Source organism: Streptomyces taklimakanensis (assembly GCF_009709575.1).
Taxonomy (GTDB): Bacteria; Actinomycetota; Actinomycetes; order Streptomycetales; family Streptomycetaceae; genus Streptomyces; species Streptomyces taklimakanensis.
Map to the genome: position 1 here is coordinate 60,604 of NZ_WIXO01000002.1, position 24,458 is coordinate 85,061.

19 protein-coding genes are annotated in these 24,458 nt (G+C 73.7%); 8 read left to right on the forward strand and 11 right to left on the reverse strand.

Features of this window, described 5'->3' with window-relative positions:
- Positions 1 to 94 precede the first annotated feature (94 nt).
- The 3 genes from F0L17_RS26245 to F0L17_RS26255 all read right to left on the reverse strand — a co-directional run bounded on the left by F0L17_RS26245 (position 95) and on the right by F0L17_RS26255 (position 5,993).
- Complete coding sequence (locus F0L17_RS26245; RefSeq protein WP_155074245.1) at positions 95 to 1,633, reverse strand: class I SAM-dependent methyltransferase; 1,539 nt, start codon at positions 1,631 to 1,633, stop codon at positions 95 to 97.
- Positions 1,634 to 1,721: 88 nt separating this feature from the next.
- Positions 1,722 to 3,335 carry a tyrosine 2,3-aminomutase gene (gene cmdF / locus F0L17_RS26250; RefSeq protein ID WP_162466912.1) on the reverse strand — a complete coding sequence of 538 codons (1,614 nt, stop codon included), beginning with the start codon at positions 3,333 to 3,335 and terminating at the stop codon, positions 1,722 to 1,724.
- Between the two features lie 42 nt (positions 3,336 to 3,377).
- A complete protein-coding gene (locus F0L17_RS26255; RefSeq protein WP_338018296.1) occupies positions 3,378 to 5,993 on the reverse strand; it encodes an AMP-binding protein in 2,616 nt (871 codons plus the stop codon).
- A gap of 429 nt (positions 5,994 to 6,422) precedes the next feature.
- On the opposite strand from F0L17_RS26255, the gene F0L17_RS26260 reads away from it, so the two are divergent.
- Positions 6,423 to 6,866 (forward strand): enediyne antibiotic chromoprotein, encoded by a 444-nt coding sequence (locus F0L17_RS26260; RefSeq protein WP_155074247.1) that lies wholly within the window; start codon positions 6,423 to 6,425, stop codon positions 6,864 to 6,866.
- 157 nt (positions 6,867 to 7,023) lie between these two features.
- On the opposite strand, the gene F0L17_RS26265 is transcribed toward F0L17_RS26260, so the two are convergent.
- The gene (locus F0L17_RS26265) at positions 7,024 to 8,841 is read right to left on the reverse strand and encodes an NAD(P)H-dependent oxidoreductase (protein WP_155074248.1); all 1,818 of its coding nucleotides are present in this window, start codon (positions 8,839 to 8,841) and stop codon (positions 7,024 to 7,026) included.
- Between the two features lie 733 nt (positions 8,842 to 9,574).
- Between F0L17_RS26265 and F0L17_RS26270 the strand changes: the two genes are divergently transcribed.
- Both F0L17_RS26270 and F0L17_RS27205 read left to right on the forward strand, forming a co-directional pair.
- A complete protein-coding gene (locus tag F0L17_RS26270) occupies positions 9,575 to 9,754 on the forward strand; it encodes a hypothetical protein (RefSeq protein ID WP_155074249.1) in 180 nt (59 codons plus the stop codon).
- A gap of 457 nt (positions 9,755 to 10,211) precedes the next feature.
- Positions 10,212 to 11,171, forward strand: coding sequence for a GNAT family N-acetyltransferase (locus F0L17_RS27205; RefSeq protein ID WP_202918009.1), 960 nt, complete (start codon positions 10,212 to 10,214; stop codon positions 11,169 to 11,171).
- A 156-nt stretch (positions 11,172 to 11,327) separates the two neighbouring features.
- Here the strand turns inward: F0L17_RS27205 and F0L17_RS26285 are convergent, their stop codons facing one another.
- The 4 genes from F0L17_RS26285 to F0L17_RS26300 all read right to left on the reverse strand — a co-directional run bounded on the left by F0L17_RS26285 (position 11,328) and on the right by F0L17_RS26300 (position 16,080).
- The gene (locus F0L17_RS26285; protein ID WP_238421035.1) at positions 11,328 to 12,323 is read right to left on the reverse strand and encodes a hypothetical protein; all 996 of its coding nucleotides are present in this window, start codon (positions 12,321 to 12,323) and stop codon (positions 11,328 to 11,330) included.
- A 165-nt stretch (positions 12,324 to 12,488) separates the two neighbouring features.
- The gene (locus F0L17_RS26290; RefSeq protein WP_155074250.1) at positions 12,489 to 13,427 is read right to left on the reverse strand and encodes an oxidoreductase; all 939 of its coding nucleotides are present in this window, start codon (positions 13,425 to 13,427) and stop codon (positions 12,489 to 12,491) included.
- Positions 13,428 to 13,756: 329 nt separating this feature from the next.
- Positions 13,757 to 14,833 (reverse strand): ParB/RepB/Spo0J family partition protein, encoded by a 1,077-nt coding sequence (locus tag F0L17_RS26295; protein WP_155074251.1) that lies wholly within the window; start codon positions 14,831 to 14,833, stop codon positions 13,757 to 13,759.
- Positions 14,830 to 16,080: a ParA family protein gene (locus F0L17_RS26300; RefSeq protein ID WP_155074252.1), complete on the reverse strand. Its 1,251-nt coding sequence runs from the start codon at positions 16,078 to 16,080 to the stop codon at positions 14,830 to 14,832. Before F0L17_RS26300 ends, F0L17_RS26295 begins: the two co-directional genes overlap by 4 nt.
- A 468-nt stretch (positions 16,081 to 16,548) precedes the next feature.
- On the opposite strand from F0L17_RS26300, the gene tap reads away from it, so the two are divergent.
- The 5 genes from tap to F0L17_RS26325 all read left to right on the forward strand — a co-directional run bounded on the left by tap (position 16,549) and on the right by F0L17_RS26325 (position 20,981).
- Positions 16,549 to 18,831 (forward strand): telomere-associated protein Tap, encoded by a 2,283-nt coding sequence (gene tap / locus F0L17_RS26305; RefSeq protein WP_155074253.1) that lies wholly within the window; start codon positions 16,549 to 16,551, stop codon positions 18,829 to 18,831.
- Positions 18,832 to 18,840: 9 nt separating this feature from the next.
- On the forward strand, positions 18,841 to 19,395 hold the full coding sequence (tpg, locus tag F0L17_RS26310; RefSeq protein WP_162466913.1) for a telomere-protecting terminal protein Tpg: 555 nt from the start codon (positions 18,841 to 18,843) through the stop codon (positions 19,393 to 19,395).
- A gap of 53 nt (positions 19,396 to 19,448) precedes the next feature.
- Positions 19,449 to 19,856 carry a LysR family transcriptional regulator gene (locus tag F0L17_RS26315; protein WP_338018297.1) on the forward strand — a complete coding sequence of 136 codons (408 nt, stop codon included), beginning with the start codon at positions 19,449 to 19,451 and terminating at the stop codon, positions 19,854 to 19,856.
- A 114-nt stretch (positions 19,857 to 19,970) separates the two neighbouring features.
- Entirely contained in the window at positions 19,971 to 20,189 is a 219-nt protein-coding gene (locus tag F0L17_RS26320) for an MbtH family protein (RefSeq protein WP_155074255.1), read from the forward strand.
- 24 nt (positions 20,190 to 20,213) lie between these two features.
- A complete protein-coding gene (locus F0L17_RS26325; protein ID WP_155074256.1) occupies positions 20,214 to 20,981 on the forward strand; it encodes a thioesterase II family protein in 768 nt (255 codons plus the stop codon).
- Positions 20,982 to 21,189: 208 nt separating this feature from the next.
- On the opposite strand, the gene F0L17_RS26330 is transcribed toward F0L17_RS26325, so the two are convergent.
- The 3 genes from F0L17_RS26330 to F0L17_RS28415 form a co-directional block, all read right to left on the reverse strand.
- A complete protein-coding gene (locus tag F0L17_RS26330) occupies positions 21,190 to 22,071 on the reverse strand; it encodes a hypothetical protein (RefSeq protein WP_202918010.1) in 882 nt (293 codons plus the stop codon).
- Positions 22,072 to 22,218: 147 nt separating this feature from the next.
- Positions 22,219 to 23,217 carry a beta-ketoacyl synthase N-terminal-like domain-containing protein gene (locus F0L17_RS26335; protein WP_155074258.1) on the reverse strand — a complete coding sequence of 333 codons (999 nt, stop codon included), beginning with the start codon at positions 23,215 to 23,217 and terminating at the stop codon, positions 22,219 to 22,221.
- Positions 23,214 to 24,389 carry a beta-ketoacyl synthase N-terminal-like domain-containing protein gene (locus F0L17_RS28415; protein ID WP_155074259.1) on the reverse strand — a complete coding sequence of 392 codons (1,176 nt, stop codon included), beginning with the start codon at positions 24,387 to 24,389 and terminating at the stop codon, positions 23,214 to 23,216. The genes F0L17_RS26335 and F0L17_RS28415 overlap by 4 nt, the downstream gene beginning before the upstream one ends.
- Positions 24,390 to 24,458 lie beyond the last annotated feature (69 nt).

Consider the following 24,458-nt stretch of genomic DNA (forward strand, 5'->3'; position numbering starts at 1 on the left):
TTGCACCGGGGAAGTGGGCGCTCCATATCCGATGTTGCTGAGAACCGCTCGGTGTGCGGCGGAAAGCGGGGGTCGTCGCCGCACACCGAGGTCTTTATTCCGCCCTCTTTTCCGCGGTGATGATAATGAAGGTTCCGGGTCCGGACTCGTCCACCGGACGGAGGCCGGCCCCACTCAGCCAAGTCCGGATCCGTTCCGCTTCGAACAGCTTGATGCCGTCGGGGCTGCCCGGGAACGCGTGGGAGCCCTGGAAGTACCGGTAGACCGGATCGTCGGCCCAGCGGAACGTGAGCATCGTCAGTCGGCCGCCCGGCCGCAGCACGCGCCCGATCTCGTCGATCGCCGCCTTCGCGTCGGGCAGCGCCTGCAGGGCGTTCCAGCAGTTGACAGCCGCCAGGGAGGCGTCCGCCACGGGCAGCGCCAGGGCGCTCGCCCGCAGGGTGGCGATCTCCGGGAGCCGGGCCCGCAGTCCCGCGAGCATGGGGGCGATGAGGTCCAGGGCCAGCACCCGGCCGGCTCCGGCGGCCTCGGCCACGACGGCGGTCCAGCGGCCGGCGCCGGCCGCGACGTCGAGGACCGGGCCGTCGACCCCGCGCAGCCGGCCCGCCAGGTAGTCGTCCTCGTCGGCGGGCGTCACCGCGCCGCCCCAGTTCTGCCCCATCACCCGCAGGAACGCCGGGCGCAGCACGTTCTCGTAGTGGAAGCCGATGCCCCGCATCGCGGCCGCGTTCTGCAGCACGTCCTCGTCGCTGTGGGAGTCCCCGGCGCCGGCGGAGAGGTCCAGCACGCCGTACGGCAGCGGGTACGCGCGCCCGCACGCCGCGCACCGCGCGCCGTCGTCGCCGAAGTCCAGCTCCGAGCGGCACTCCGGGCAGCGCAGGACGTCCGCGAAGCGGCTGAACTCCTCGATGCGGGGCGCCGGGGGGTCGGCCGGGCGGGCGCCGGCGTGGACGCTGGTGTCGCGCACCACCGTCGGTGTCCCGTTGCGCAGGGCCCACAGGGCCTTCGCCCCGGTGTACGCCAGCACCGAGCGGGTGTCGCTGTTCCACGTCGTCCGTAGCTGTCGCGGAGTCAGGCCGCGGATCCAGCTCCGGTCGAAGGCCTGCTCCTCGGCGCCCAGCCGCCACTCGTGCGGGGACGGCCACACCCGCCCCAGGACCACGTCGGCCGGGTCCAGGGGCCGCAGACAGCGCTCCAGCCGGGTTCGATCCTCCGGTGTCAGGGGGGCGCGGGCCGCGGCGGCGAGGACGGCCTCCCGGTCCGCGCCCAGGTGCGAGAGCAGGTACAGCGCGGCCGACTGCAGCGGCCCGCCCGCAGCCGAGCCGGTGAACAGCGCGAGGAAGCGGTCCAGGCCCGCGCGCACCGCCGTGGTGATCGGGCCGCCGCCCGCGGTGTGCTCCGTCCCGGCCAACAGGCCGAGCAGCAGCATGAGGTATCCCCGGCGGGTGTCGTCGGCGTCCTCCAGGGCGGCCACCAGGAGCGGTACGGCGCCCGGCGCCTCCTGGGAGGCCTCACCGTCCTTCCACAACTCTCCCGTCAGGCGCAGGAACGCCTCGTCGGCGCGGTCCGGCGGGGCCTGGAGCAGGTCGGTCAGGTGGGCGTCGACCGTCGGGCCGACCGGTGGAGCGCTCATGGTGGGGCATCCTTTCGGGCGCGGGCTCTCGGGTGGGGGTGCGGGTGCGGGCTCTCGGGCGGGTGCGCGGGGACGCGGTGCCGTGCCGTCAGCGCAGCACGGCGCCCGCGTGACGGCCGACGGCCTCCAGGAACTCGCCGCGCGAGAGGGCGGCGGCGACCAACTCGATGTCGTCGGCCATGTACCGGTCCTCGTCCAGGACCGGCACCAGCGCGCGCACCGCGTCGTGGGCGGCCTTCGCCGCGGGGCTCAGGCCCTCGTACCGGCCGGAGACGTCGACGGCCTGGGCGGCGGCGAGGAACTCGACGGCGAGGATCTTGTTGTTGTTCTCCAGCACGCGGCGGGCGTTGCGGGCCGCGATCAGCCCCATGCTCACCACGTCCTGGTTGTCGCCGTTGGACGGCACGCTCTGGATGCTGGCGGGACCGATGGTGCGGTTCTCGGCCACCAGGGCGGTCGCCGGGTACTGCGCGCCGGCGAAGCCGCTGTGCAGACCGGGATCGCCGGCGACGAGGAACTCCGGGAGCCCGTAGCTCAAGTGGCGGTTGAGGACCCGGTTGATCTGCCGCTCGGCCAGGACGCCGAGCTGGGTGAGCGCGATCGTGACGAAGTCCATGGCGAAGGCGATGGGCTGGCCGTGGAAGTTCGCGCCGTGGAAGATCTCCCGGCCCTCGAAGAACAGCGGGTTGTCGTTGGCCGAGTTGAGCTCGATCTCCAGCTTCTTCGCCGCGTGGTAGAGGGTGTCGCGCACGGCGCCGACGACCTGCGGGATCGCGCGCAGCGAGTACGCCTTCTGCAGGTAGATGTCCGAGCGCTGGACCTCCTTGCCGGATTCCTTGCTCTCCTGGAGCCGGCGCCGCAGGTCCGCGTGCTCGACGGTCAGGCGGCTGCCCTCCATCAGCGCCCGCATGTTGGCCGCTGTGTCGATCTGGCCCTCGTGCGGGCGCGCGATGTCGTGTCCCTCGGCCAGGAACGGGCTGGTGGAGCCGCGCAGCGCCTCGATGAGCAGTGCCGTGACGATCTCGGCCTGGCGCACCTGGGTGAACGCGCGGCCCACCACGAGCGACCCCAGGCCGGTCATCGCCGACGTGCCGTTGATCAGTGCCAGCCCCTCCTTGAAGCGCAGCCGGAGCGGCTCGACGCCCAGCTCGCCGAGGACCTTGCGGGTCTGCACGGGCTTGCCGTCGCGCAGGACGTAGCCCTCGCCGATCAGCGTGCCGGCCACGTGGGACAGGGGGGCGAGGTCGCCGCTGGCCCCCAGGGAGCCGATCTGCGGGATGGCGGGGGTGACCCCCTGGTTGAGGTAGAGGGCCAGGCGCTCCAGGATCTCCGGGCGGACGGCGGAGTGGCCCTTGGCCAGCGTGTTGAGGCGGGCGGCGACGATGGCGCGGGCCTCGTCCTCGGCGAACAGGGGACCGACGCCGGCGCTGTGGCTGCGGACCAGGTTGGTCTGCAGCTCGGTCTCCTTGGACTTGTCGACCTGCATGTAGATCATCTCGCCGTAGCCGGTGGTCACCCCGTAGATCGGGATGTTCTGCTCGGCGATGTCCTCGAAGAGCCTGCGGTTCCTGCGCACCTTGGCCAGCGCGTCGTCGCCGATCCGAGCCGGGGCGCCCTCCTCGGCCACCCGGCGAACCGCGTCGATGGTCAGGCCCTCCCCGTCGAAGGCGACCGGAACGGCGATGGTCTCGACTGCAGTCACGGTTACTCACTCCAAGCGTGTCGGGGGTGAAGCGGATGGGGGTCAGGCCACGGGGGCCGTCGTGCGCAGCCGCGAGCGGTCCACCTTTCCCGCCGCGTTGCGGGGCAGACGTCCGGGCACCTCGTGGAAGGTCGCGGGCAGGTGCAGCGCGCCGAAGTGCCGGCGCAGGTGGGCGCGCCACTCGCGGGCGGCCCCGACCGGCCGGCCGGCCGCGTCCCGCCGGGGGACGACGTGCACGGCCAGCCGCCGGACGAGCCCGGAGCGCGCCTCGACGAGCGGGACCACCGCGCACTCCAGGACGGACGCGTGCGCGGCCAGGGACGCCTCGATCTCCGTCAGCTCGACACGGTTGCCCGAGAGTTTGATCTGGAAGTCCTCGCGCCCGCGGAACTCCAGCGTCCCGTCGGGCAGCCGGCGGCCGAGGTCGCCGGTGCGGTACCAGCCCGCAGGGTCCTCCGGGTCGTCCAGCCAGTCCACCGGGCGGAAGGGCGCGCCGTCGCCGCCGTCGAGGTATCCCGGGGTCACGTGGGGGGAGCGGACGACGATGCCGCCGGTGACCCCGACCGGGCAGGTCAGGTCGTCCTCGTCCAGCACCAGCACCTGACGGCCCGGTATCGGCCGGCCGATCGGGACGGGCCCGGAGACCGCGTCGGTGGCCTCGTGCCAGGTGGCGGCGATGGTCTCGGTGGGCCCGTACAGGTTGAAGATCCTGGTGTCGGGCAGCACCCGGCGCAGGCCGCCGACGAGTTCGCCCGTCAGGGCCTCGCCCATGAGCAGCAGGTGGCTCAGGCAGCGGGGCCGCCGCCCGGCGGCCGTTCCGGCGATCACCTCCACAAGGTCGCGGGCGAAGCCGGGGACCGTCTGCAGGTGGGTGATCCGCTGCTCCGCCAGCCAGGGCACGAGCCGGTCGGGGTTGAGGCGGATCTCCTCGGGGAGGACGTACAGCGTGCCCCCGGCGACCAGGGTGGCGCAGACCTCGGCCAGCGCCGGGTCGTGCTCGGGGGAGACCCACTGCGCCACGCGGGCCCCGGGCCCCATCCCGAACCGGTCGCCCATCCAGTGGGCGAACTGGGCCAGCGCACCGTGGGTCTGGACGATGCCCTTGGGGCGCCCGGTCGATCCCGAGGTGAAGGCGACGTAGGCGTGGTCGCCGGGGTCGACGGCGGGCGGCGCGGGGAACGCGGCGGGTCGCGGACCGCCCTCCGCGGCGGCCAGGACCCGGCCGCCGATCCCGTCGCGGTACCACCGGACCAGGTCGTCACCGTCCGGTTCGTCCTCGACGAGCAGGCAGGCGGGCCGCAGGGCGGCGAGCATCGCCCGGCCGCGCTCCCCGGCCGGCCCCGGTGCCATCCACAACAGCCGCGCACCGGACGCCATCACGCCGAGCAGGGCCGCGATCCGCAGCGGTCCGGGGGGCATCCGGACGGCGACCGAGTCGCCGCGTCCCACACCGACCGCGCCGAGCCGCCACGCGATGCGGCCGGCCAGGGCGTCGAGCCGGCGGTAGTCCGTGGCGCGGCCGGCCCACACGACGGCGGGACCGCCGGTGCCGGCGTGCCCGGCGACGCTCGCGGGCACCGCGCGCGCGCCGGGCGGGCCGCCTGCCGCCGGGCGTGCGGCGGCCCCCTTCGCGGCGGTGAGGTCGGGACGCGGCGGCGGCTCGGCCACGGGGGCCGCCGGCGCGGCCGCGGCCGCCGTCAGCTGGGCGCGCAGCCGGTCCAGGACGTCCGTCGCGGCGTCCGTGTCGTACACCGCGGGCCGGTACTCCAGGCGGCCGGCGATCGCGGGCGACACCTCGTCGAGCACGAGGGCGAGCCCGGCGGACAGGCGCGCGCGGCCCGGTGCGACCGGCCGCGCCCGCACGCCCGCCAGGCGCAGGGCGGCGCGCGCCGCGCGGTGGTCGGCGAACACCGCGTCGCAGCCGGGGACGTCCGACGGACCGCGGCCGGGGTGCGGCATCCGCGCCAGCAGTTCGCGGAAGGTGGCGCCGCCGGCGCGGCCACCGCGGCGCAGTAGCAGAGCGCGGAACGCCGCGAGCACGACGCCGGCCGGGGAGGCGCCCTCGGAGTCGGCGACGGTCGCCACGTCGCGGGCCAGGTCCCCGTCCCAGGAGAAGGGCAGGACCGCCCCGTCGTACCGGGGCCGCTCCGCTTCGCGGCCGGGGGAGGCGGGCGACGCGGTCGCCGGGGCGGGGGAGCCGCCGGGCGCGCCGTCCGTTCCCGTCCGCCGACGCCCGTACGCCGCCGTCAACAGACCGAGCAGACCGACGAACGCGTCTTCGTCCATCGGCCGGTCCGCGGCCACGAACAGGACGTGCTCCAGGGGGGCGAGCCGGGCCGCCGAGATCCGGACCCCGGAGGGGGAGGGGACCGGCTCGGCGGCCCAACGGTCGCACAGCTCCGCGGCGAGAGCGTCGGCGTCGGGGCCCGCGCCGGTGCCGGTGCCGACGCCGGTGCCGACGCCGGCCACGGTCAGCGAGCCGAAGTCGGTCAGGCAGAGGGAGCCGGCGCCCCCGGATCCGTCGCGGTGCGCGCGCACGGCCTCGCCCCACGCCTCACGCAGGGCCGACAGGTCGAGGGGCCCGGTCAGGCGGAAACCCGCCCACCGGAAGGGAAGGGGGGCGCCGCACGCGTGATCCACTGCCGCTTGGATGTCCACAGGCACATTGTTCGGCCGGGCCCGCGGGGTGTGCTTCTCCTGGAGTGCGGAGGTCGCGCGGGGGCCGCCCGCGGGGAGGGGCACGTGCCCACTTCGCCATGTCCCCGCCCCAGGGGTCCCCGGCCCCGGCCCCGGCCCGGGCCCGGCAGAGCCTCGGGGCTCAGCCGTGTGAGGTCGTCCAAGGTCCGCCTCGTCGACCGGCGGCATCGATCGGCGGCGTCGATCGGCGGCGTCGACCGGCGGCGTCGGCCGGTCGCCGCCGGTCCCTCTCCTCCGCGGCCGGGCCCCGGACGGCACCGGACCGGGGAGCGCAGAGTGAGTTGCTTGAAGCAATTTACGAGATGCGGCTCAGGACCGGTGATCACTAACGTCGTTCACGGCCGAACGGACAGGGACGGCCGATCCCCCCATCACGTTTGGAGTGCCTCTATGACCACCAAGAGCAAGTTCGGTTCCCTCGCCCGTGCCGGTGCCGCCGTCGCGCTCGCCGCCGGCCTGACCGCCGCCTTCCAGCCGGCCGCCGTGGCGGCGACGCCAGCCGTGACGGTGACTCCCGCCACGGGGCTGGCCGACGGCGACACGGTGACCGTGAAGGGCACCGGCCTCACCCCCGGGGTCGTCTACCACGTCGCGCAGTGCGAACTCGTCACCTCGGGCTCCTACGGGTGCGACCCGACCACCGTGGTGGACGTGACCGCGGACGCCCAGGGTGAAGTCACCGCGCAGATCACCGTCCACCGGACCTTCGAGGCCGTCAAGGGCGCCGACGGCACTCCGTCCGGCACGGTCGACTGCTCGGTCAGCGCCTGCCAGGTGGGTCTGGGCGACGACTTCGGACAGGGAGGTGGCGGCCAGCAGATCACCTTCGGCTGATACCGCCCCCGCACCGCCCCGCACCATCCCCACGGCGGGGCGGAACGCGACCGGACCACGGGCCGGGCTCTCCGGGACGGGCACGCGCGAGGCGTGCCGCACCCGGCGCGCCCGGCCCCCTGCCGTGCGGTCCCCGCGCCGCCCCGAAGCGGGCCGGCTACGCGACCGCCCCCAGCGCGGCCGGCCGGCCGGCCGCGCGCACCCCGCCCAGCCACACCACCTGCGACACCATGCGCATCAGCCGCTCGGCCTCGGGAGAGACCTCGGTGCCCGGCTCGGACGGTTGCGCCGGCACCCGGGACACGGCCGCGCCCACCGGCGTCGGCCAGCCGCGCAGCGCGTGCCCGATGGTGCGCAGGGTGGCGAGGGTCGAGGCCGCCCCCTGGGAGGAGGTGCCCACCGCGACCGTGCCGATCGCGCGCCCGTCCAGGTACGGCAGCGGCCCGCCGATGTCGTTCGCGAAGTCGAGCGCGTTCTTCAACAGCCCCGACACGGTGGCGTGGTACGTCGGCGAGACCAGGACCACGCCGTCGGCGCGGCGCAGCTCGCCGAGGAAGTCCGCCACGCCCTCGTGTGTCTCCTCCAGCCCCGGCCGGTACGCCGGGAAGTCGATCTCGGCACCGGTGAAGACCCGTGCCGTCGCGCCGTGTTCGACGCATCGCCGGGCACACCAGTCGGCCACCCGGTCCGATGTCGAGCCCGCCCGCAGCGATCCGCTGACCAGGACGATGTGCGGTGTTCCCATGGCCTTGCCACCTTCCGTTGTGTGCCCCGCCGCCGGGGGGCGGGGTCTGCCGGGGCGCCGCGGCCGCGGTTCCCGGCCGACGACGTCGGCGCGGTCCGCGTTCCTGCGGCCCGCGGCTCCCGTGCGGGCGTCGCGGCGTTCCTCGACCGCCGGGTCCGCGCCCCGGTCGAGCGCTCCCTGACGGCGCGACCGCAGTACCACCGCGGCGGTCCGCTCCATGCGCCCGTGCGCGTAGGCGGCCAGGGCCGCCGGGATGTCGGCGCACGAGACCACCGCGTCGACCAGCGCCACCGCGTCCTCCAGCGCCACGCCGGCCCCCTGACCGAGCGTCGGAACCACCAGACGGGCGGCGTCGCCGAGCAGCGCCACACGTCCGTCGACCCAGCGCGGCGCCGGGTCGCGGTCATGGACGTCGGTGACGGCGATGTCCCCCGGGTCGGTGCCGCGTACCAGCTCGGTGACAGGTGCGTACCAGCCGTCCAGGGCCGTGAGCAGCGCGCGTCGGGCACCGGGGCCGCCCAGGGCGGGCCAGACTCCGGGCGGTGAGGTGATCTCGGCCGTCCAGTGGAGGGCGTCCCCGCCGGCGGGGACGATGGCCAGCCGGACGCCCCGGCCGCTGACGACGTGTTCACGCCCCCCGAACGCGGGGCCGCGGGCACGGCCGCGCACCGAGGTGTAGCCGCGGTACCGCGGGGGTCCGTCGTCCAGCATGCGCCGCCGCACCACCGAGCGGATGCCGTCGGCGGCCACCAGTGCCCCGCAGCCGAGTGTGGTGTCGTCGGACAGGTGCACGGAGACGGATTCGCCGCGCCCGGCGTACCCCTCCACCGAGGTGTCCGGACGCACGACCGCCCCCGCGGCCAGCGCCTCGTCGAGGAGGATCCGGTGCAGGGCGGAGCGGAGCAGGAGGACCCGTGGGGCCCCCGGCCGCCGGTCCGCGGCGCCGACGGGACCCTCCGCGAGCACGGTGCCGCGGCTGTCCATCAGCACGCGCACCCCGTCGGACGCGGTGACGTGGCCGGCCTTCCGGATGCGTGCTCCGACGCGGCCGCCGAGCGCGTCGGCGGCCCGCATCCCGTCGGGGTGGAGCACCAGGCCGGGCCCACCGGCACCGATCCGCCCCGCGCGCTCGACGACGGTGACGTCGAAACCCCGCGCGGCGAGCCCCGCCGCCGCGGCCAGCCCGCCAATGCCACCGCCCGCGACGACCACGCTGCGGCGCCGTGTCATGAGTGGGTCCCTTTCCGTCTTTCCGTCTTTGCCGTCGGTGTCGGTGTCGGTGCCGGTCTTCCCGCCTCCGGACGGCCTCGCGGCCCGTCCTCGTGCGGTACGCCGCAGGAGCGGCCGGTGCGGTGCCGGTGCGGTGCCGGTGCGGTGCCGGTCGGTGCCGGTGCCGCCTTGGGTCCGAGGAACCCCTCGTGGACCTGCCCGGAAACGGCGTCCGGCGTTTCCGTGGCCGGATCGGCCCCGTCACCTCCGCACCGACCTCGCCGCCCGGTTCGCGCAGGTCGGAGCCGGACACCCGTGTCCCTTCCGAACTCGTCGGACGCCCTGCCACCTCCCGCGCCGGCACGCCCGCGGGGACGGGGATACGGGAGGCACGGACGCGGCCGACCGGTCACGGGAGGAGCGCCGACAGCGGACGGGCGGTCGGCCGGGCAGGACGGTGCCGAGCAAACCACGGGCCGCACGGCGGGGCAACGGACCCCGGGGGAAGCACGGCGACTTCACCAACTCGGCCGTCCCACGGCTCCGTTCCGCCTCTCCGGAGGGAGCCGACCTGTCCAGGTCGCCTTCCGCTCGGACTTCCCGGGCGGGCACCTCGCCGACGTGTACGGCCGCCGACCGGCGCCGCACGGTCCGGCAGCGGCGAAGATGCGACCCGTCCGAGCCGCTGAAAGCATGTTCCCCTGTATACCGATGTATACCGACCCGGAGGAACCCGGGGGAAGGAGCAAGGAACATGACCGAGTTCGACGGAAAGGGCGGTGAGCGCTTCGCCGGGGCCCCGGACCCGGCCGGAGACGCCGACGGCGACGCGGAGTTCGAGGAGTGGACCGCCGTCATGAGGCAGTCCGGCGCCGACCTGTACGCGCACCTCTCCTCCGAACTGGAGGCGTACGTCCTGGGCGAGGCCGTGTGAACCGACCGGCGCGGAGGCGGACCGCCGCGTCCCGCGTTCCGGTACCCGCCGTGCGGTGGTGCCGGGGAGGAGCGTTCGCCGCGAAGTGAACCGTGCCGGCGCGCTCCCCGGCACCACCGAAAAACCAGAATGGCTATTCGGAAAATTCACGGAGCTGCCCCGATCTTCACCGAGGCGGACTTGGTCGACACATTCGGACAACGCCGGGTCGCCGTATGCCAGTAGCATCTGGAAAAGTCATTGCGGCCCCGGCGCCGGCACCGGGTCCGAAGGTCCGCGGAATGCGCGACGGCCTCCCGGCCCTGTGGTCCGTCTCTCGACCGTGAGGAGACGCACCCACGCGGATGGCCGAATTCCGCCACGGTCCCTCCGGCGGACGTGAAGTGGCCGAGTACCCACCTGTGTGCGTCGGTGCGGCGCCCTCGCGCACCGTATTCAGAAAAGGAGCCCGCGACGCATGGCTCTACCCCCACCACTCGCCGTGAGGAGCCTGGCCGGCGTACGGCTGGACAGCCTCGTCCGACTCGCCCGTGCCCACGAGAGGGCGATCACCGGAACGGCCAGATGCACCGACGGGGACATCCTCCTCGAGATCGGGCACCCGGCGTACGACCCGCTCCACAACGGCTGGTGCGTGACCCGGCCCCAAGGCGACCTCGTGGCCTGGGCCACTTTGACCATGCGGGGCGGTCCCTCGCTGGACTGCACGCTCACCGTGCTGCCCGAAGACGGCGACGGCATCGCCCGCGAGTTGCTCGCACACGTCCTCGCCCGCGCCGACGAACTCTCCCGGGAGCACGGAGGCTGCCACGAGACCGTCCTCGTCGGCGTACTCAACGGCGATCCGGTGGTCCCCGGCGTGCTCCGGGAGGCGGGCTTCCTACGGCAGATCACCTACAACCGGTGCGAGATGGACCTGACCCGCTCGGCGTTGCCCGACACGCTCCCCGAGGGGGGCCTCCTGCGGCAGGTCGACAGCTCCTCGGACGACGTGCGCGCCCTGCACGACATCCACACCCTCGCCCGGACCGCGGGCGCCAGGGAACTGGACTACAGGACCTTCCACGCCCGCCTGGACCAGTTCGGCGGCGACGTCGCCGGGCGGTCCGCCGGAGTGTCCCTGCTCCTGGAGATCGCCGGCAGGCCCGTGGGCCACGTCCTCGCACAGGCGTGGAAGGACAGGGGGCGGATCGTCGACATGGCCGTGGCCCCCGCCTTCCGCGGTCGGGGCGTCGGCCTCGCGCTCATCGCGGCGGCCGTCGAACGGCTACGGGAGCTCGGCTGCGGTCACGCCCTGGTGGCCCTGGACTCCTCCCGCCTGCGGTACCAGCAGGCCCTGTACGAGGCGCTCGCCGTGACGGGGGAGTACGCGGTCACCCAGTACGTCAGACGCCCGCACGGCGACGCGCGGGCCTGAGGGGGCGAGGACACGGCGGTAGGCCTGTTCACCTCCGAGTCCGTGACCGGGGGTCACCCCGACAAGACCGCCGACCGGCCCGGCCACCCCACAGCGGGGCGGCCGGGCCGTGTCGGTGCCGTGTCGGTGCCGTGTCGCCGCGCCGGCCGGCGCGGCTCACGCCCAGGGCGCCATGGGGAACCAGATCAGATCGCGGTAGGCCAGTATGCGCACGTCCCAGTACAGGACCATGAAGACGCCCGCCGCTATGAACGCCGCGGCGATCACGGCGGAGGCACGGCCCGGGTGCGCCGACATCCAACGGTGCAGCCGCTCGCCCGCCAGCAGGGAGACCAGGACGAACAGCACTCCCATCACCACCAGGTTGCCCAGCGCCTGCAGCGAGAAGGAGGCCGCGCCGTAGAGGACGTTGCCGCTCTCGGCCGCGTCGTGGAACAGGCGCCGGAACAGGGGGTAGGGACGGCCGATGAGGAAACCGCCGATGAGGGCGCCCATGACGACCAGGGGGGCGTTCGGGAAGCGCGCGGACACGCGTGCCAGCGGATCGGGCACCAGCCCCAGCGACGCCAGGCCCAGCCACACCATCACGGCGCCGATGATCCCGAAGACCACCATGGCCTGCACCAGGACCGGTGGGAAGCCGCCCGCCCCCGGTGACCCAAGCCGGAACTGCGGCATACCGGTGCCCACCAGGGCGACGACCACGCCGTAGACGGCGGACACGGCCACGGAGCCGGCCGCCAGATACCCCAGCGGCCTGAGCAGCCGTGCCGACCGGTCGCGCCGCGACCGGGTCCGTCCGGCCAGCGGGGCCACCGCGCTGAACACCGCCACGTTGCAGGCGGTGAACGTTCCCGCGACGCCGGTGGCCAGGGCGAACGCGATACCGGCCAGGGAGCCGCTCAGGGACGCGGTCGCGGCGTCCTGGCCCAACAGCGCACCGGCGACGTTGGCGCCGATGGTCTGGTCGACGAACTCGTGCGACCACACCACCGTCAGCGCGAACCCGAACAGCGCGGCCAGACAGACGACCAGTCCGCGCCGACGGGGGAAGTGCCCGTTGACGAACAGCGAGCGCGGTCGGTCGGGTCCGGCTTGCGGAACGGGAGGCGAGGCCGAGGGGATGCGCCGCGCGCTGGAATTCGTGTCCATGACGGAACGCACAGTGAAGCCTTTCTGCCGTTGTCCGGTGGGTGGATCGACCGTAGGAGTGTTCAACCGACGACCGGCCCCGCCGGCCGAAGACGGCAATCCGGCGGAAGAGTGCCTGAACACGGTGCCCGGCCCACGCCCGCGCCGGGCACGGCGGACGCCCCCTCAGCCATGACGTCGAGCGGCCCTCGGCGACGTCGTCCGCTGCCCGTACCGCACCCCGGTCAGCTCCTCCGACAGCTCCCACAGGTCGAGCTGTGCCCGCGCGTCCCGTGAGACCCGGCTGGACCGCGCGGGCGCCGGCGCGCCCCGTGTCTCCACCAGCCTCCCGGGCGCCAGGTGAGCACCTCCCGGTACGCGGTGGTCGGTGGCGGCGCGCAGCACCGGTTCGGCCGCCCTGCCCGGCGGCCGAGCCAGGAACCGCAGAGCGGCCCGGCCCACCGGCCGCAGCGGCGCGGGCGCGTCGCCGTGCCACAGTGCGGTCGCCGACAGGCCGGGGTGCGCGGCGAGCGAGACCGTCTCCGCGCCCTCGTCGGCGAGCCGCCGCTGCAGTTCGCGGGAGAACATCAGGTTCGCCAGTTTGGAGCGTCCGTAGGCGGCGACGGATCGCCGTCCGTCCCCCGAGCGGGCCCCCGCGGCGTCGAAGCCGCCCGGGGCGATCCGGTGTGCCAGGCTCGTGACGGTGACGATCCGCGAGCCGGGCACCTGCCGCATCGCGTCCAGCAGCAGGACGGTCAGCGCGAAGTGCCCCAGGTGGTTGACCCCGAAGTGGGTTTCGAAGCCGTCCTCGGTGTACGGGCGCGGGGGGAACATCACCCCGGCGTTGTTCACGAGGACGTCGAGCCGTCCGTAACGGTCGCGCACCTCGGCCGCGGCCCGCCGCACGGATTCCAGCGAGCCCAGGTCGAGCCGTACGACGTCCGCGGGTCCGGCCAGGCCCGCGGCCGCGGCACGGCCCCTGTCCACGTCCCGGCAGGCGAGGACGGTCCGGGCGCCACGGGCCGCGAGCGCCCGGGCCGTCGCCAGGCCGATCCCGGCCGAACCGCCGGTGACCAGTGCGACCCTGCCCCGCTGGCAGGGGATGTCCGTCGTGGACCAGGCCATGTCGACCCCCTCCGGGAAAACGGAACGGACGGCACGTCAGCGCGCGGCGCCGTGTCCGCGGCCGGCGGCGGGCCTCGACGGCCCGCGCCGGAGGACGGCTGGGGTCTCATCCTCGGCTCCCACGGGCGTGGCGACCAACTCCCAAAGTGCGTACCCCACACCGCCCCGCCCCGCCTCGCACCGCCCTGCACGCTCGGGCGGCGCCGGCGGCCACGGCGGGCCTTGCCGCCCCCCTTCCGGTGGCGGACGGCCTTCCACCGCGGCCCGGTTGCCGTGCCTGTGTGGGCATGGCGACCGGGCCGGCCGCACGACGGGGGGGGGACCGTGGGTCAGGTCGATGCCGTCACGCTCCGGCTCCGCGACTGGAGCAGGTCGATCAACCGAGCCCGTTCCGCGGGGGACATGTGCTCCTGGATGAGGTGGGCGACCGCGTGTACGTCGTGCCACGGCACCGTGATGCGTTCCTCTGTGGCCCGGTCCTCGGCCCTCCGCGGTTGTGCGGGTACGGCGGTCGCGTCGCGCTGCGGAAGCCTCCGGCCGTCGGCGGCCTCGGGAGCGTCGGTCCGAGGATGCCGGTCGGTCGGGCCCGTCTCCTCGCTTATCACGGCGTGATAATCGCCGGCGGTCGCCGGTTCGGTGGTGGCGGAGGTGTCCACGGTCGGTTCGTGGGCGGCAGCCCGCCTCTGCTCGGCTCGTTTCCTCGCCTCGGCTGCCCGGGCGTCCGCTGCCGCACGCTGCTCCTCCGGGCTCAGTTTGCCGAGGTTGCGTACGTGCTCGACTTGCCTCCTGCCGCCGGCCAGGTCGGCTTGGAGTTCGGGGGAGAGTTTGAGCAGGGACAGCTTGGAGGAGATGTTGGCCTGGGAGATGCCGAGGCGCTGGGCGGCCTTGGTCTGGCTGCCGTAGAACTTCACCAGTGCCTCGAGTGCGTGGGCTTGCTCGAGGTCGGTCATGTCGTCGCGGTGGAAGTTCGCCACGAAGGCGGATTCGAGGAGGGACTCGTCCGTGGCGACGCGGGCGTCGTCGACCATCACCTTGATGGTGGTCTTGCCGGCGCGGCGTGAGCCTTCGAGGCGGCGGTGGCCGTCGACGACGACGTACTTGGCGCCGTCGTCCAGGTCGTCGGCGCGGTCGGGGCGTTCCTTGAGGTAGGCGTCGACTCGAGCCACGGTGATGGCGTTGATGACGCCGAGTTCTCTGATGCTCTGGGTGAGGTCGTCGAGGTCGCGAAGGTGGTCGCGCGGGTTGTCGGGGTTGTGGCTGATGACCTCGACGGGCAGTTCGGTGGGGTCGGGGACGCCTTCGGTGGGGACACCGGTGGCGGCGCCGATGGCGGCCCTGCGGGCGCTGACGGGGCGGGCCCGGCCGAACGAGGCGCCGGCGCCGAGCTTTGCTGCCTTGCTGCTCATGAGATCTCCCGTGCGAGGGCGCGCATGGCCACTGCCTGGTCGGACTTGGGTGCGTAGGCGAGCAGTGGCCGTTTGACGCGTACGGCTTCTTTCTGTTCCTTCAGGTCGCCGATGACGCCGACCACGCGGGGGTCCTTTATGTCCATCCAGGCCTGCAGGGAGGAGGTGGCGATGAAGCCGCGACGGGCGTCGTAGTGGTTGACGACGATGCCGAGGTAGTCGATCTCGATGGCGAGGTCGTGGCGGAGGTCTTCGATCTGTGTGGTGAGGAGGGTGTAGGCGTCGGCGGAGCTGTCCTCGGCCTGGACGACGGTGAGGGCTCCGGAGGAGCCGGAGGGTTCGTTGTCGCGGCGGCGTCCGTAGTAGACAGCGGCGTCCATGCTCAGCCCCAGGCTGGGCGGGCAGTCGACGAGGATGACGTCGAAGAGGGGCTCGATGGGCGCGAGTGCGCGCTCAAGGGCTGCTTCGCGGGCTCGGACGCCGGCGAGTTTGACGTCGAGGAGGAAGGCATCGTTGCAACTGGGCAGCAGGTGCAGCCGGTCGCCGAAGCGGTCCTCCTCGATGGGGACGATCAGGTCGCGCAGTTCGCCGACGGGTTCGCCGGCCATGTGCTTGGTGAGGCTGTCACCGTCCATGGGCAGCGGCTTGTGGCCGAGTTGCTGGGTCAGGTGGCACTGGGGGTCGAAGTCCACGAGCAGGACGCGTAGGCCGAGCCCGGGCAGCTCTCCTATGCCGATCGGGTCGGCGGCGCTCCCGTGGTCCTGACCCTCGAGGAGCGCGGCGAAGTGCTTGGAGACGCGCACCGGGTACAGGGTGTTGGGGTCTTCGGCCATCGCCTCGCCGGTTCCGGCGGCGACGGCGGTCTTGCCGACGCCGCCCTTCTGGTTGCAGACGATGACGCGGCGTGGGTGTTCCGGGCGTTTCACCGCGGGGGCGGGGTTCTTCTGAAGCCACAGCTGTACCGCTTGGGCGAGGCCCTGGATGAGGGAGACCCTGCGGTCGGCGGCTGTGGTCCTGAAGAGCTCCCACTGCCCCGGGGGGAGCCAGGTGGAGAAGGGATCGGCGCCGGAGGTGTCGACGGCGGTCGGGGCCGAGGCGAGGTCACACCAGTCGTTGATGCCCTGCTCGACGGCGGTTTGGATCTCGACACCCAGTTGGGCGGTGCGGACCTTGAGGTCCTGCCGGAGCCACCCGGGGAGCTTGGAGACGACCTTCTCGCGGTCGCCGGTGGAGTCTGGGGAAGCCATGGCGGACACCATACTAACGCCGATGATCAAATCAAGGATCATCGCGTTACCTAGGTTCACCCAGGGGTGTGGCTATCACGGCGTGATAATTTCGCCGCCCCCCGACTCGGTCGCGCAGGAGGCGGTCGAATCATCACGCCGTGATAATCCACCTCGGCATCGCGTGGGCGGAGGTGGCGCCGCAGGCGCCACGCACCGGGTCACCGTCAGCCCAGTCGGACGCCCGACCGGACGGATCGGGAAACGCGCAGCGCGACAGCCGGCGAGCGCGGCGCCACGGCGGCTCGGCCGACCGGCTCGCCACCGTCGCAGGCGAGCACACCCGCAGGGGTTCGATCCTCGGCGGTGCACGAGCCCCACCTCGCCCCGCCGGCGCCAATGCGCCACAAAGCCGACAGTACGTCTTAAGTACGCCTAATGATCGCCGAAAGTCCGCTTCGTGCTAGCGTGAGGCGGAGGAGGTACTGCATGTCGGAGTTGTTCGACGCGGTCGACGCCCTGGTCGAGAGCCGCTCGCCGCTGCCACCGCCGGCGGAGCGGGAGCGGCTGCGCAAGGCCCACGGGCTCAGCCAGGAGGAGGTCGCCAAGGCACTGAAGGTACGGCGGGCGACGGTGGTCTCCTGGGAGAACGGGAAGACCGATCCGCGACCGCCGCAACGCGACGCCTACGCCCGGTTGCTGAACAAGCTCGCCGAGCTCTACCCCGCCGACACCGCCGGCACATCCGACACCTCCGACCCCGCCGGGGCGGGGGACGCCCGGGGCGCGGCGCCCCCCGCGTCACCGACCCGGCCGGTCTCGCGGCCCTTCGCCGAACGCGTCACCACGGCCGAACCCGAGGCGCCCCCCACACCGTCACGGCCCCCGGCCGCCGCGCCGCCCCCTCCGGCCCGTCCGACGCGTCCGACGCGTCCGACGCGTCCGACGCGCACGCCCGGACCGGCCTCGCCCCCGCCATCGCACCGCCCGGCCACGAGGAAGGCGGCGCCCCGGCCAGCCCCCGCCCGGCAGGCCGACGCGGATCCCCGGTTCGTCAACGGTCCGCTGGCGGTCCTGGACGGGGACGGCAGCGCGTACTGCGTGGACGGACTGGTGCTGGACTGCCCGGCCACCACGGTCCCGGCCCTGGTGGAGTGGGCCCTGACCGAGGCCGGACTGGGCGCGCCGCGACTGCACCCGTCGGGCAAGGACGCCGATCCGCTGATCGTGCTCACCGCCTCGGCCACCGAGCGGCTCGGGCTGCCCCAGCGCCTGGAGGACCGGCGCGGACTGCGCCTGCCGGGCAACCATCCGGTGGTCAGGCAGCTCACCAAGGCCAAGTGGCAGCTCACCAAGCGCGGCTTCGGCCCCTGGGCCCGCGTCTACCGCCCCGCGCAGGGCGGGCAACGCCGGTGCGTGCAACTGGCCGTCCTGCCCTGGGACGCGCTGGACTCCCGCTCCTGGGCGGAGGCCGACCGGCTGCCCCCGGCCGAACTCGCCCGCGCCCTGGGCGCCTACGCCACCCGGGTGATCACTCCGCGCGGGTCGACGGCGGTGTGCGGCCTGGAGCTGATGACCGCGCTGCGCCCGCCCACCCGCGCCGTCCGCGACGAGGCCACCGGCGGATGGACCTCGGGCCCGGTTCCCGGCTCACTGACCGCCCCCGTGGATCCCGCCCCGCCGGAGGCCCCGGACGAGCACCCGGTCGTCGCCGCCCACCACCCGCGCGGCCACCAGCGCACCCCGGACCAGGTGCTGGTGGAGGAGGCGTACGAGTGGATCCGCGACCCGCAACTGCTCACCGACGCCGAATGCGCCCGCACCCACGCGGTGGGCATCGACGTCAACACCGCGTTCCTCGCGGCCGCCAACCGCCTGCCCGTCGGCCTGGGCGCACCGGTCCACGTCAAGGCGCCGGTGTTCGACAAGAAGACCCCCGGCAGCTGGTTGGTGGACCTGTCCGGCATCGAGCTGGACCCGCGCCTGCCCAGTCCGTTCACCCCGCACGGCACCCGCCCCGAAGGGCCGGCCTGGTACGCCACCCCGACCGTCGCCTACGCGGCCGAACTCGTCGACACCTACCGCCTGCCGGTGGAGATCCGCCCGTTGGAGGCATGGATCCGGCCGGAGTCCGGACCGTACCTGGATCCCTGGTACAAGCACCTGGCCGAGGCGTACAAGGCCACGATGGCCGACCTCGGCGTGGTCACGGGGATGAGCGACTCCGAGTTCCTGGCGGCGATGGAACGGCACAAGCGGACGGACCCGGGCATGGCCGCGGTGCTCTCGGCGATCAAGTCCACCGTCAAGGGCGGCATCGGCAAGCTCCGGGAGCGCCCCCAGGGCACCGGTTACCGGCCGGGGGAGCGGTGGCCGGCGCTGGAGCGCCCCACCTGGCGCCCCGACATCCGCGCCGCCGTCATCTCCGCGGCCCGGGTCAACATGCACCGAAAGATCCTCAAGACCGCGTTGGCCACCCAGCACGGCCCGGCCCCCACCGGGCACCTGGTGCTCGCCGAGGAGGCCCTGATCCCCGTCGCGCTGCTGTCGGACTGCGCCGTCTACCTCGCCGACGGCCCCAGCCCGCTCCACGTCCTGCCGCGCACCGCGGACGGCAGACCGGCTCCGGGCACCTTCCGCCTGGGGGTCTCCCCCGGGATGGTCAAGCACGAAGGCACCCAGGAGCTGTTGTGGGCCGTCCAGCTCCTGGACGAAGGCCACAACCCCGCACGACACATCAAGGGCACCGACGCCGCCCTCGACGGAGAGTGAGGAGCACTGGTGGGCATCATCGGCGACGGTCTGGAGCAGGCCGCGGCGAACACCGCCACCCGGCCGGCCCCGAAGTCGGCACCCGCGCAGATGCGGTTCCTGGTCAGGCAGCTCAAGGGGACCAGGGCCGTGGCGCAGTTGCTCGGGGTTTCCCAGCGCACGGTCGAACGCTATGTGAAGGGTCAGATCAGGACCCCGCGTCCGCAGCTCGCCGACCGTCTCGCCGGCGAGGTGCGCAGGCGGTGGCAGCCGCGAGTGCGCCGGCGGGCGATGAAACAGGCCGCCACCCGTACCGGGATCGTGGTGGAGACCCGCGCCCGGTTCGGGTTCACCGCCGCACCCGGCACCACCGACGACGGCCGGATGCGCCGCATCACCCAGCACCTCCCCCCGGCCTACGCGCAGCGCCTGTTCGACGCCCAGGCGTCCGGCGCTCCCGAGGACCGGCTCCGGGCGGTGGTCGCCGAAGGGCTGCAGGAGGTCTACTTCCGCGACGGCGGCCGCCGCGCCCCGGGCCTGGCCGTGGAGTTCACCGACATCGACTACGTGGAGTTCGGCCTGTGATCCGCCGCCCGCCGGCACCCGGTGCAACTTCCTGAAACGGCAGGGGAGAAAGCGTGTTCGGCATCGGTAAGGTTCCTGATACGGCGGTTTTGTGGTCGAGTTCTGCCGTGGTACGGGCCACATGTGGGGGCATGATGCACGAGCGCGAGTTCAGAGCCTTTGTTTCGATCGCGGAAACCGGACGCATGGATGTCGCGGCGCGACAACTGGGCTACTCCCAGCCGGCGATCACCTATCAGATCAAGTGTTTGGAACGGTCTCTCGGTTTCAAACTGTTCACCAGGCACCCCAGCGGTGCACGGCTGACCGGCGACGGGCAGATGATCCTGCCCTCGGTGCGTGCGGTGCTGATGCTGATCGACGGCATTCGCGATCCGCACGGCAACCGGTCCGGCGAGCACACGGACGAGGAGGCCCCGGCGGGAACCGCCCTGCCGATGGTCCGGCAGCGCACCGCCTAGCACCGCCGTCGAGGAACCCGTACGAAGAATCCGCCCTCGACCGCACCGAACTCCCACCGGCACCGCCGGCCGGGCGAACGCGGGCGAACGCCGAACACGCTTGGAGAGAAGACGATGAGCAGCAACCCCTTCGAGGACAACGACGCCCAGTACTACGTACTGGTCAACGAGGAGGGCCAGCACTCGCTGTGGCCCGCCTTCGCCGAGGTTCCCGCGGGCTGGACGGTGGTGCACGGGCAGGACGGCAGGCAGGCCTGCCTGGACTACGTCAACGAGAACTGGACCGACATGCGTCCGCTCAGCCTCGTGCGTCAGATGGAAGGCGCCCGGTAGCACCCCGCGGCGGAAAGGACGATCATGCACACGGAATCCACCGCCGCCGCGGTACACCGGCCACGGCCACGGCCACACGCCGATCGGGTGCTGGTGTGCCTGAGCTACTGCGGCGGTGGCACCGCGCCGTTCCGGCAGTGGGCCAAGACCCTGCCGGACGACGTGGAACTGGCGCTGATCTGCTATCCCGGTCGGGAGGCGCGGTTCGGCACGCCGTTCGCCCGTGACTGGGTCGCCCTCCGCGACGACGTGGTGCGGGCCGTCCGCGGTCTCACCGACCGCCCCTACGTCCTGTTCGGTCACAGCATGGGGTCGTGGATGGCCTTCGAGACCGCGGCACGGCTGGAACGCCTCGGCGTCGCACCCCCCTCGGCCCTCGTCGTCTCCGGAGGCGTGGCGCCGCACAAGCGCCGGGAGGTGCGCAGCCACGTGCCGCGCTCGGACGACAGCGACGAAGCTCTCGTCCGGTGGATGCGGGAGTTCGGGCAGATGACCGCGGTGGTCGCCAACGAGCCGGAGCTCGTCAAGCTCGCGGTGGAGCTGCTCCGGGCGGATCTCGCGGTGTCGGAGTCCTACCGGTTCGTCGAGGGCTCCCGGGTGTCGGTGCCGCTGCGCGTGCTCTACGGGGCCGAGGACTCCGAGCCCTTCGATGACGTCGAGCGGCACTGGAGGTCGCTGACCGACGGCGCCTTCGAGGCGGTCGAGTTGCCCGGCGGGCACTTCTACACCCCGGACGTGTGGTCCAGGCTGCCGGAGTGGTGCTCCCTGCCCGTTCCCCGCACCGCCCGCTAGCCGTACCGACCACGAACGCCGCCGACGGACGCCGGATCGCGGTGCCGGTCCGCGTACCGGCGGGAGCCTCCGGCCGGTGCCCCTTCCGAGGAGGCACCGGCCGGAGGCTCCGGCGCTTCCGGCGCTGCGCCTCCCGGGGACCGTCCGGAGTCCTGTCAGGGGCTCCGGACGGCCCTGGCGCCGCAGCGCCGGAAGAAGCGGGAGCGGCTCAGGAGTCGCCGCGCAGGACGCGCCTGCGGTCGTACAGGACCAGCAGGAGGGTCAGCCCCATCATCACGCCCAGGACCGCGCCGACCTCCCTGGCCAGCGCGCCCGCCAGCGGGTACTCCGGGGCGGGCTGCTGCATGTCGGTGAGGGTGAGGAGGTTGTAGATGCTGTAGGAGAACAGCATGCCCGACGAGATCCATGCCGCCGCCATGGGAGGCAGGAACCTCCGCGACCCGCGTCGGGTGGTCAGCACCAGGATGCCCCACGCCCCCGCGAAGGCCCACGCGCCGGTGCTCAACGACAGCAGGTGCCACCACACGTCGCGGTTGTCCAGCATGTCCGGATCGAGGCCGAGGGTGCCGCCGGCCGCCCAGAACACCTTGACGCAGCCGAGCAGGACGCAGCCGACCGCGACGAGCCCGGCCAGGGTCGTCTGCAACGGCCGGGTGCTTCCCGGCGGTTCCCCGCAGTCGGTCGGGCCGCCCAGCGCCTCCGGCCACCGCGCCTTGGCGTACCCCGCCAGGGCGAGCGGCAGGCCGACGCCCACTCCGACCAGCGAGATCATCACGAGGATCTGCTCGTAGATCCAGAAGTCGGGGGAGCCCGCCTCCTGGTCCCGGTTCATCGCGGCCGGACCGAGCACCGGTGCCAGCAACAGCATGGGGACGAGCAGGCCGGTTCCCACCCACACCGGCAGGGCCACCAGCCACGCGGGCAGCCGTTCGCCCCAGGGCCTGGAGAACGCCATCGCCAGCAGGATGCCGACGGCGGCGAGAAAGGCGGTCGCCGCGTTGATCGCGCGCCAGTCGGCGCCGCCCATTTGTTCGGTCGGAATGAAGAGACCGAAACTCCAGACGATTTTGATCAGCAGATACGGTGTCACCGCTACGGCGGCCCCATAACCGGATACTCTGCGTATCTTCGTCAATCGATCGGTCGGCCGCTCTGCCGTTACTGTCATGTCGGCACGATATCCGGGTCGCAGCAGACCGGTCAAAGTCCTCCGCGTATATCTGCGAATATCCACTGTTCAGTGGAATTCCGAGTGAACGGGACCGTCGAGCGCTATCGCGGTGAGATGCCCGAATTCCGAGACCGACACCACCAGCCCGGTCCCTCCCGTCCGGGCGAGCGCGATCAGCTCCAGCAGGCCCGACACCGCGCAGTGCCGCGCCTCGCTCACCGCCCCGGCGGGCTCCCGCACCGAGCCGCCCGCCTCGGCGAGGGACTCGGCGACGGCGTCGCGGACCGCACCGCCGAACTCCGCGGCGTCGGCCGGCCCGCTGACCACCAGCCGCACGTCCGCCGCCCCGCCGGCCAGGGCGGCGACCCGTCCGCCGCTCGCGGCCAGGGCGGCCCGGTCCCAGCCGCCGTCGGCGCTCCGGGGGACGAACCGGGAGGTCCCGCCGGTGATCCCGGCGAGGGCGCCGGTGCCCCCGGAGGAGTCCGGCGCCGGGTCCCTCGACAGCACGACGGCGGCGGCGGCGTCGTACCGGTCGCCCCCGTCCTCCCCGGCCGGCGCCTGGTCGGTCGCCGCGGCCACCACCCGGTCGGCCCGACCGGTGCGCAGCGCGGTCACGGCGAACTGCACGGCTTCCAGGCCCGCGGTGACCGGATTGGTGAGCGTGACCGAGAACGCGCGGGCGCCGGTGCTGATGGCCAGCTGGCTGCCGGGGGTGTTCATCGAGAACCCGGGCACCTCGGCGGGGCTGATCCCCTGGACGCCCACGGTGGTGAGGGTGTCGTCCATCCGTCGGTGCACGCCGGCGATCGCGTACTGGGTTCCGGTGACCACGCCGAAGCGTTCGGCCGCGTCGCCGGTGAGCGGCGGCTCGTCGTGACGTCGTCCGAGCGCCCGGTTGCCCGCCGCCAACAGGTACCGGGTGGCCGGGCTGAGGTACTTCCAGCCCCGCCGGCCGAGGTGGGCGGCGGGGTCGAACCACGCGGCGGCAGCGGTGCCGTCGCCGGTGCCGCCGGCGGGCCGGGGTTCCTCGGCGACGGCGCCCGCTCCGGTGATCAGCACGGTCATCCGACGGCCCTCCAGGCGAGCACGGCGTTGTTGCCCCCGAAACCGGTACCGCTCACCAGCACCGACGGCCGGGCGAGCGGGGCGGGTTCTCCCAGCGGAACCCCCAGCGGGCACTCGGGGTCGAGCGTGGAGACGTGGGCGTTGGGCGGAACCACCCCGTGCCGCAGGATCAGGGCCGCGATCACACAGCCGAACACCCCGGCCGCGCCCGCGGTGTGGCCCATCACGGCCTTCGGCGCGTACCCGGCGACCTCGGCGGCGGTGCCGTCGCCGACGGCCGCCACGGCCCGTCCGACCGCGGCGGACTCCACGGAGTCGTTGCCCGCCACCCCGGCGCGGTGCAGTACGACGGCGCCGGGGGCCTCGGTGGCGCCGGCCAGCGCCCGGGCGGCCGAGCGGCACAGTTGCTCGCCGGACGGCTCGGGGGCCATCGGGTGGTGGGCGTCGCAGCTCCAGCCGTGGCCGGCGAGCGTGGCGAGCGCGTCGGCTCCCCGGCGCCGGGCGGACGCGGCGGACTCCAGCACCACGGCGGCGGCGCCCTCGCCGGTGACCATGCCCGCGCGATCGACGTCGAAGGGCCGGCAGCACTCCGGGTCCACCAGTCCGAACCGCTGCAACGTGCCGATCGCGACCCGCGAGAAGGCGTCCCCGCCGCAGGCGACGACGACGTCGGCCTGGCCGGTCGCGATCAATTCGGCGCCCCAACCGACCGCGTAGGCCCCCGCCGAGCAGGCGGTGGAGAGGGTCTGGCAGGGACCGCCGATGCCGAACCGACCGGCGACCACGGCGGCGACGCGGTGGGTGGCGAGGCGCCGGTCAAACGCCTCGGGCGTCTCCGCCAAGTCGATGTCGCCGAGCGAGGTGCCGACGGTCAGGCCGGCGTCGAGCAGGTCCTCGGCCGTCAGGCCGGCGTCCTCGACGGCCTCCGCGACGGCGGTCGCCACCAGCGCGCTGGTCCGCCCGGCCGGTTCGCCGCCGGGCGCCGCGGTGTCCGGGTGGGGGTGGACGGGGCCCGGGTCGGGCGCCGCGTACAGGTACGGTCGGGTCGGCAGGCCGCAGGCGTCCGGCGCGGGCACCGGTCGCCGGTCCGCGCGGAGCAGACCGTCCCACAGGGCGGCGGTTCCGCCGCCGAAGCAGCTCACCGCCCCCAGTCCCGTGACCACGACCGTCACCGGTGCACCTCGCTCTTCCGGGTAGCGCGACACAATTGCCGACGCCGATCAGGATGCATTCGTAAAGAT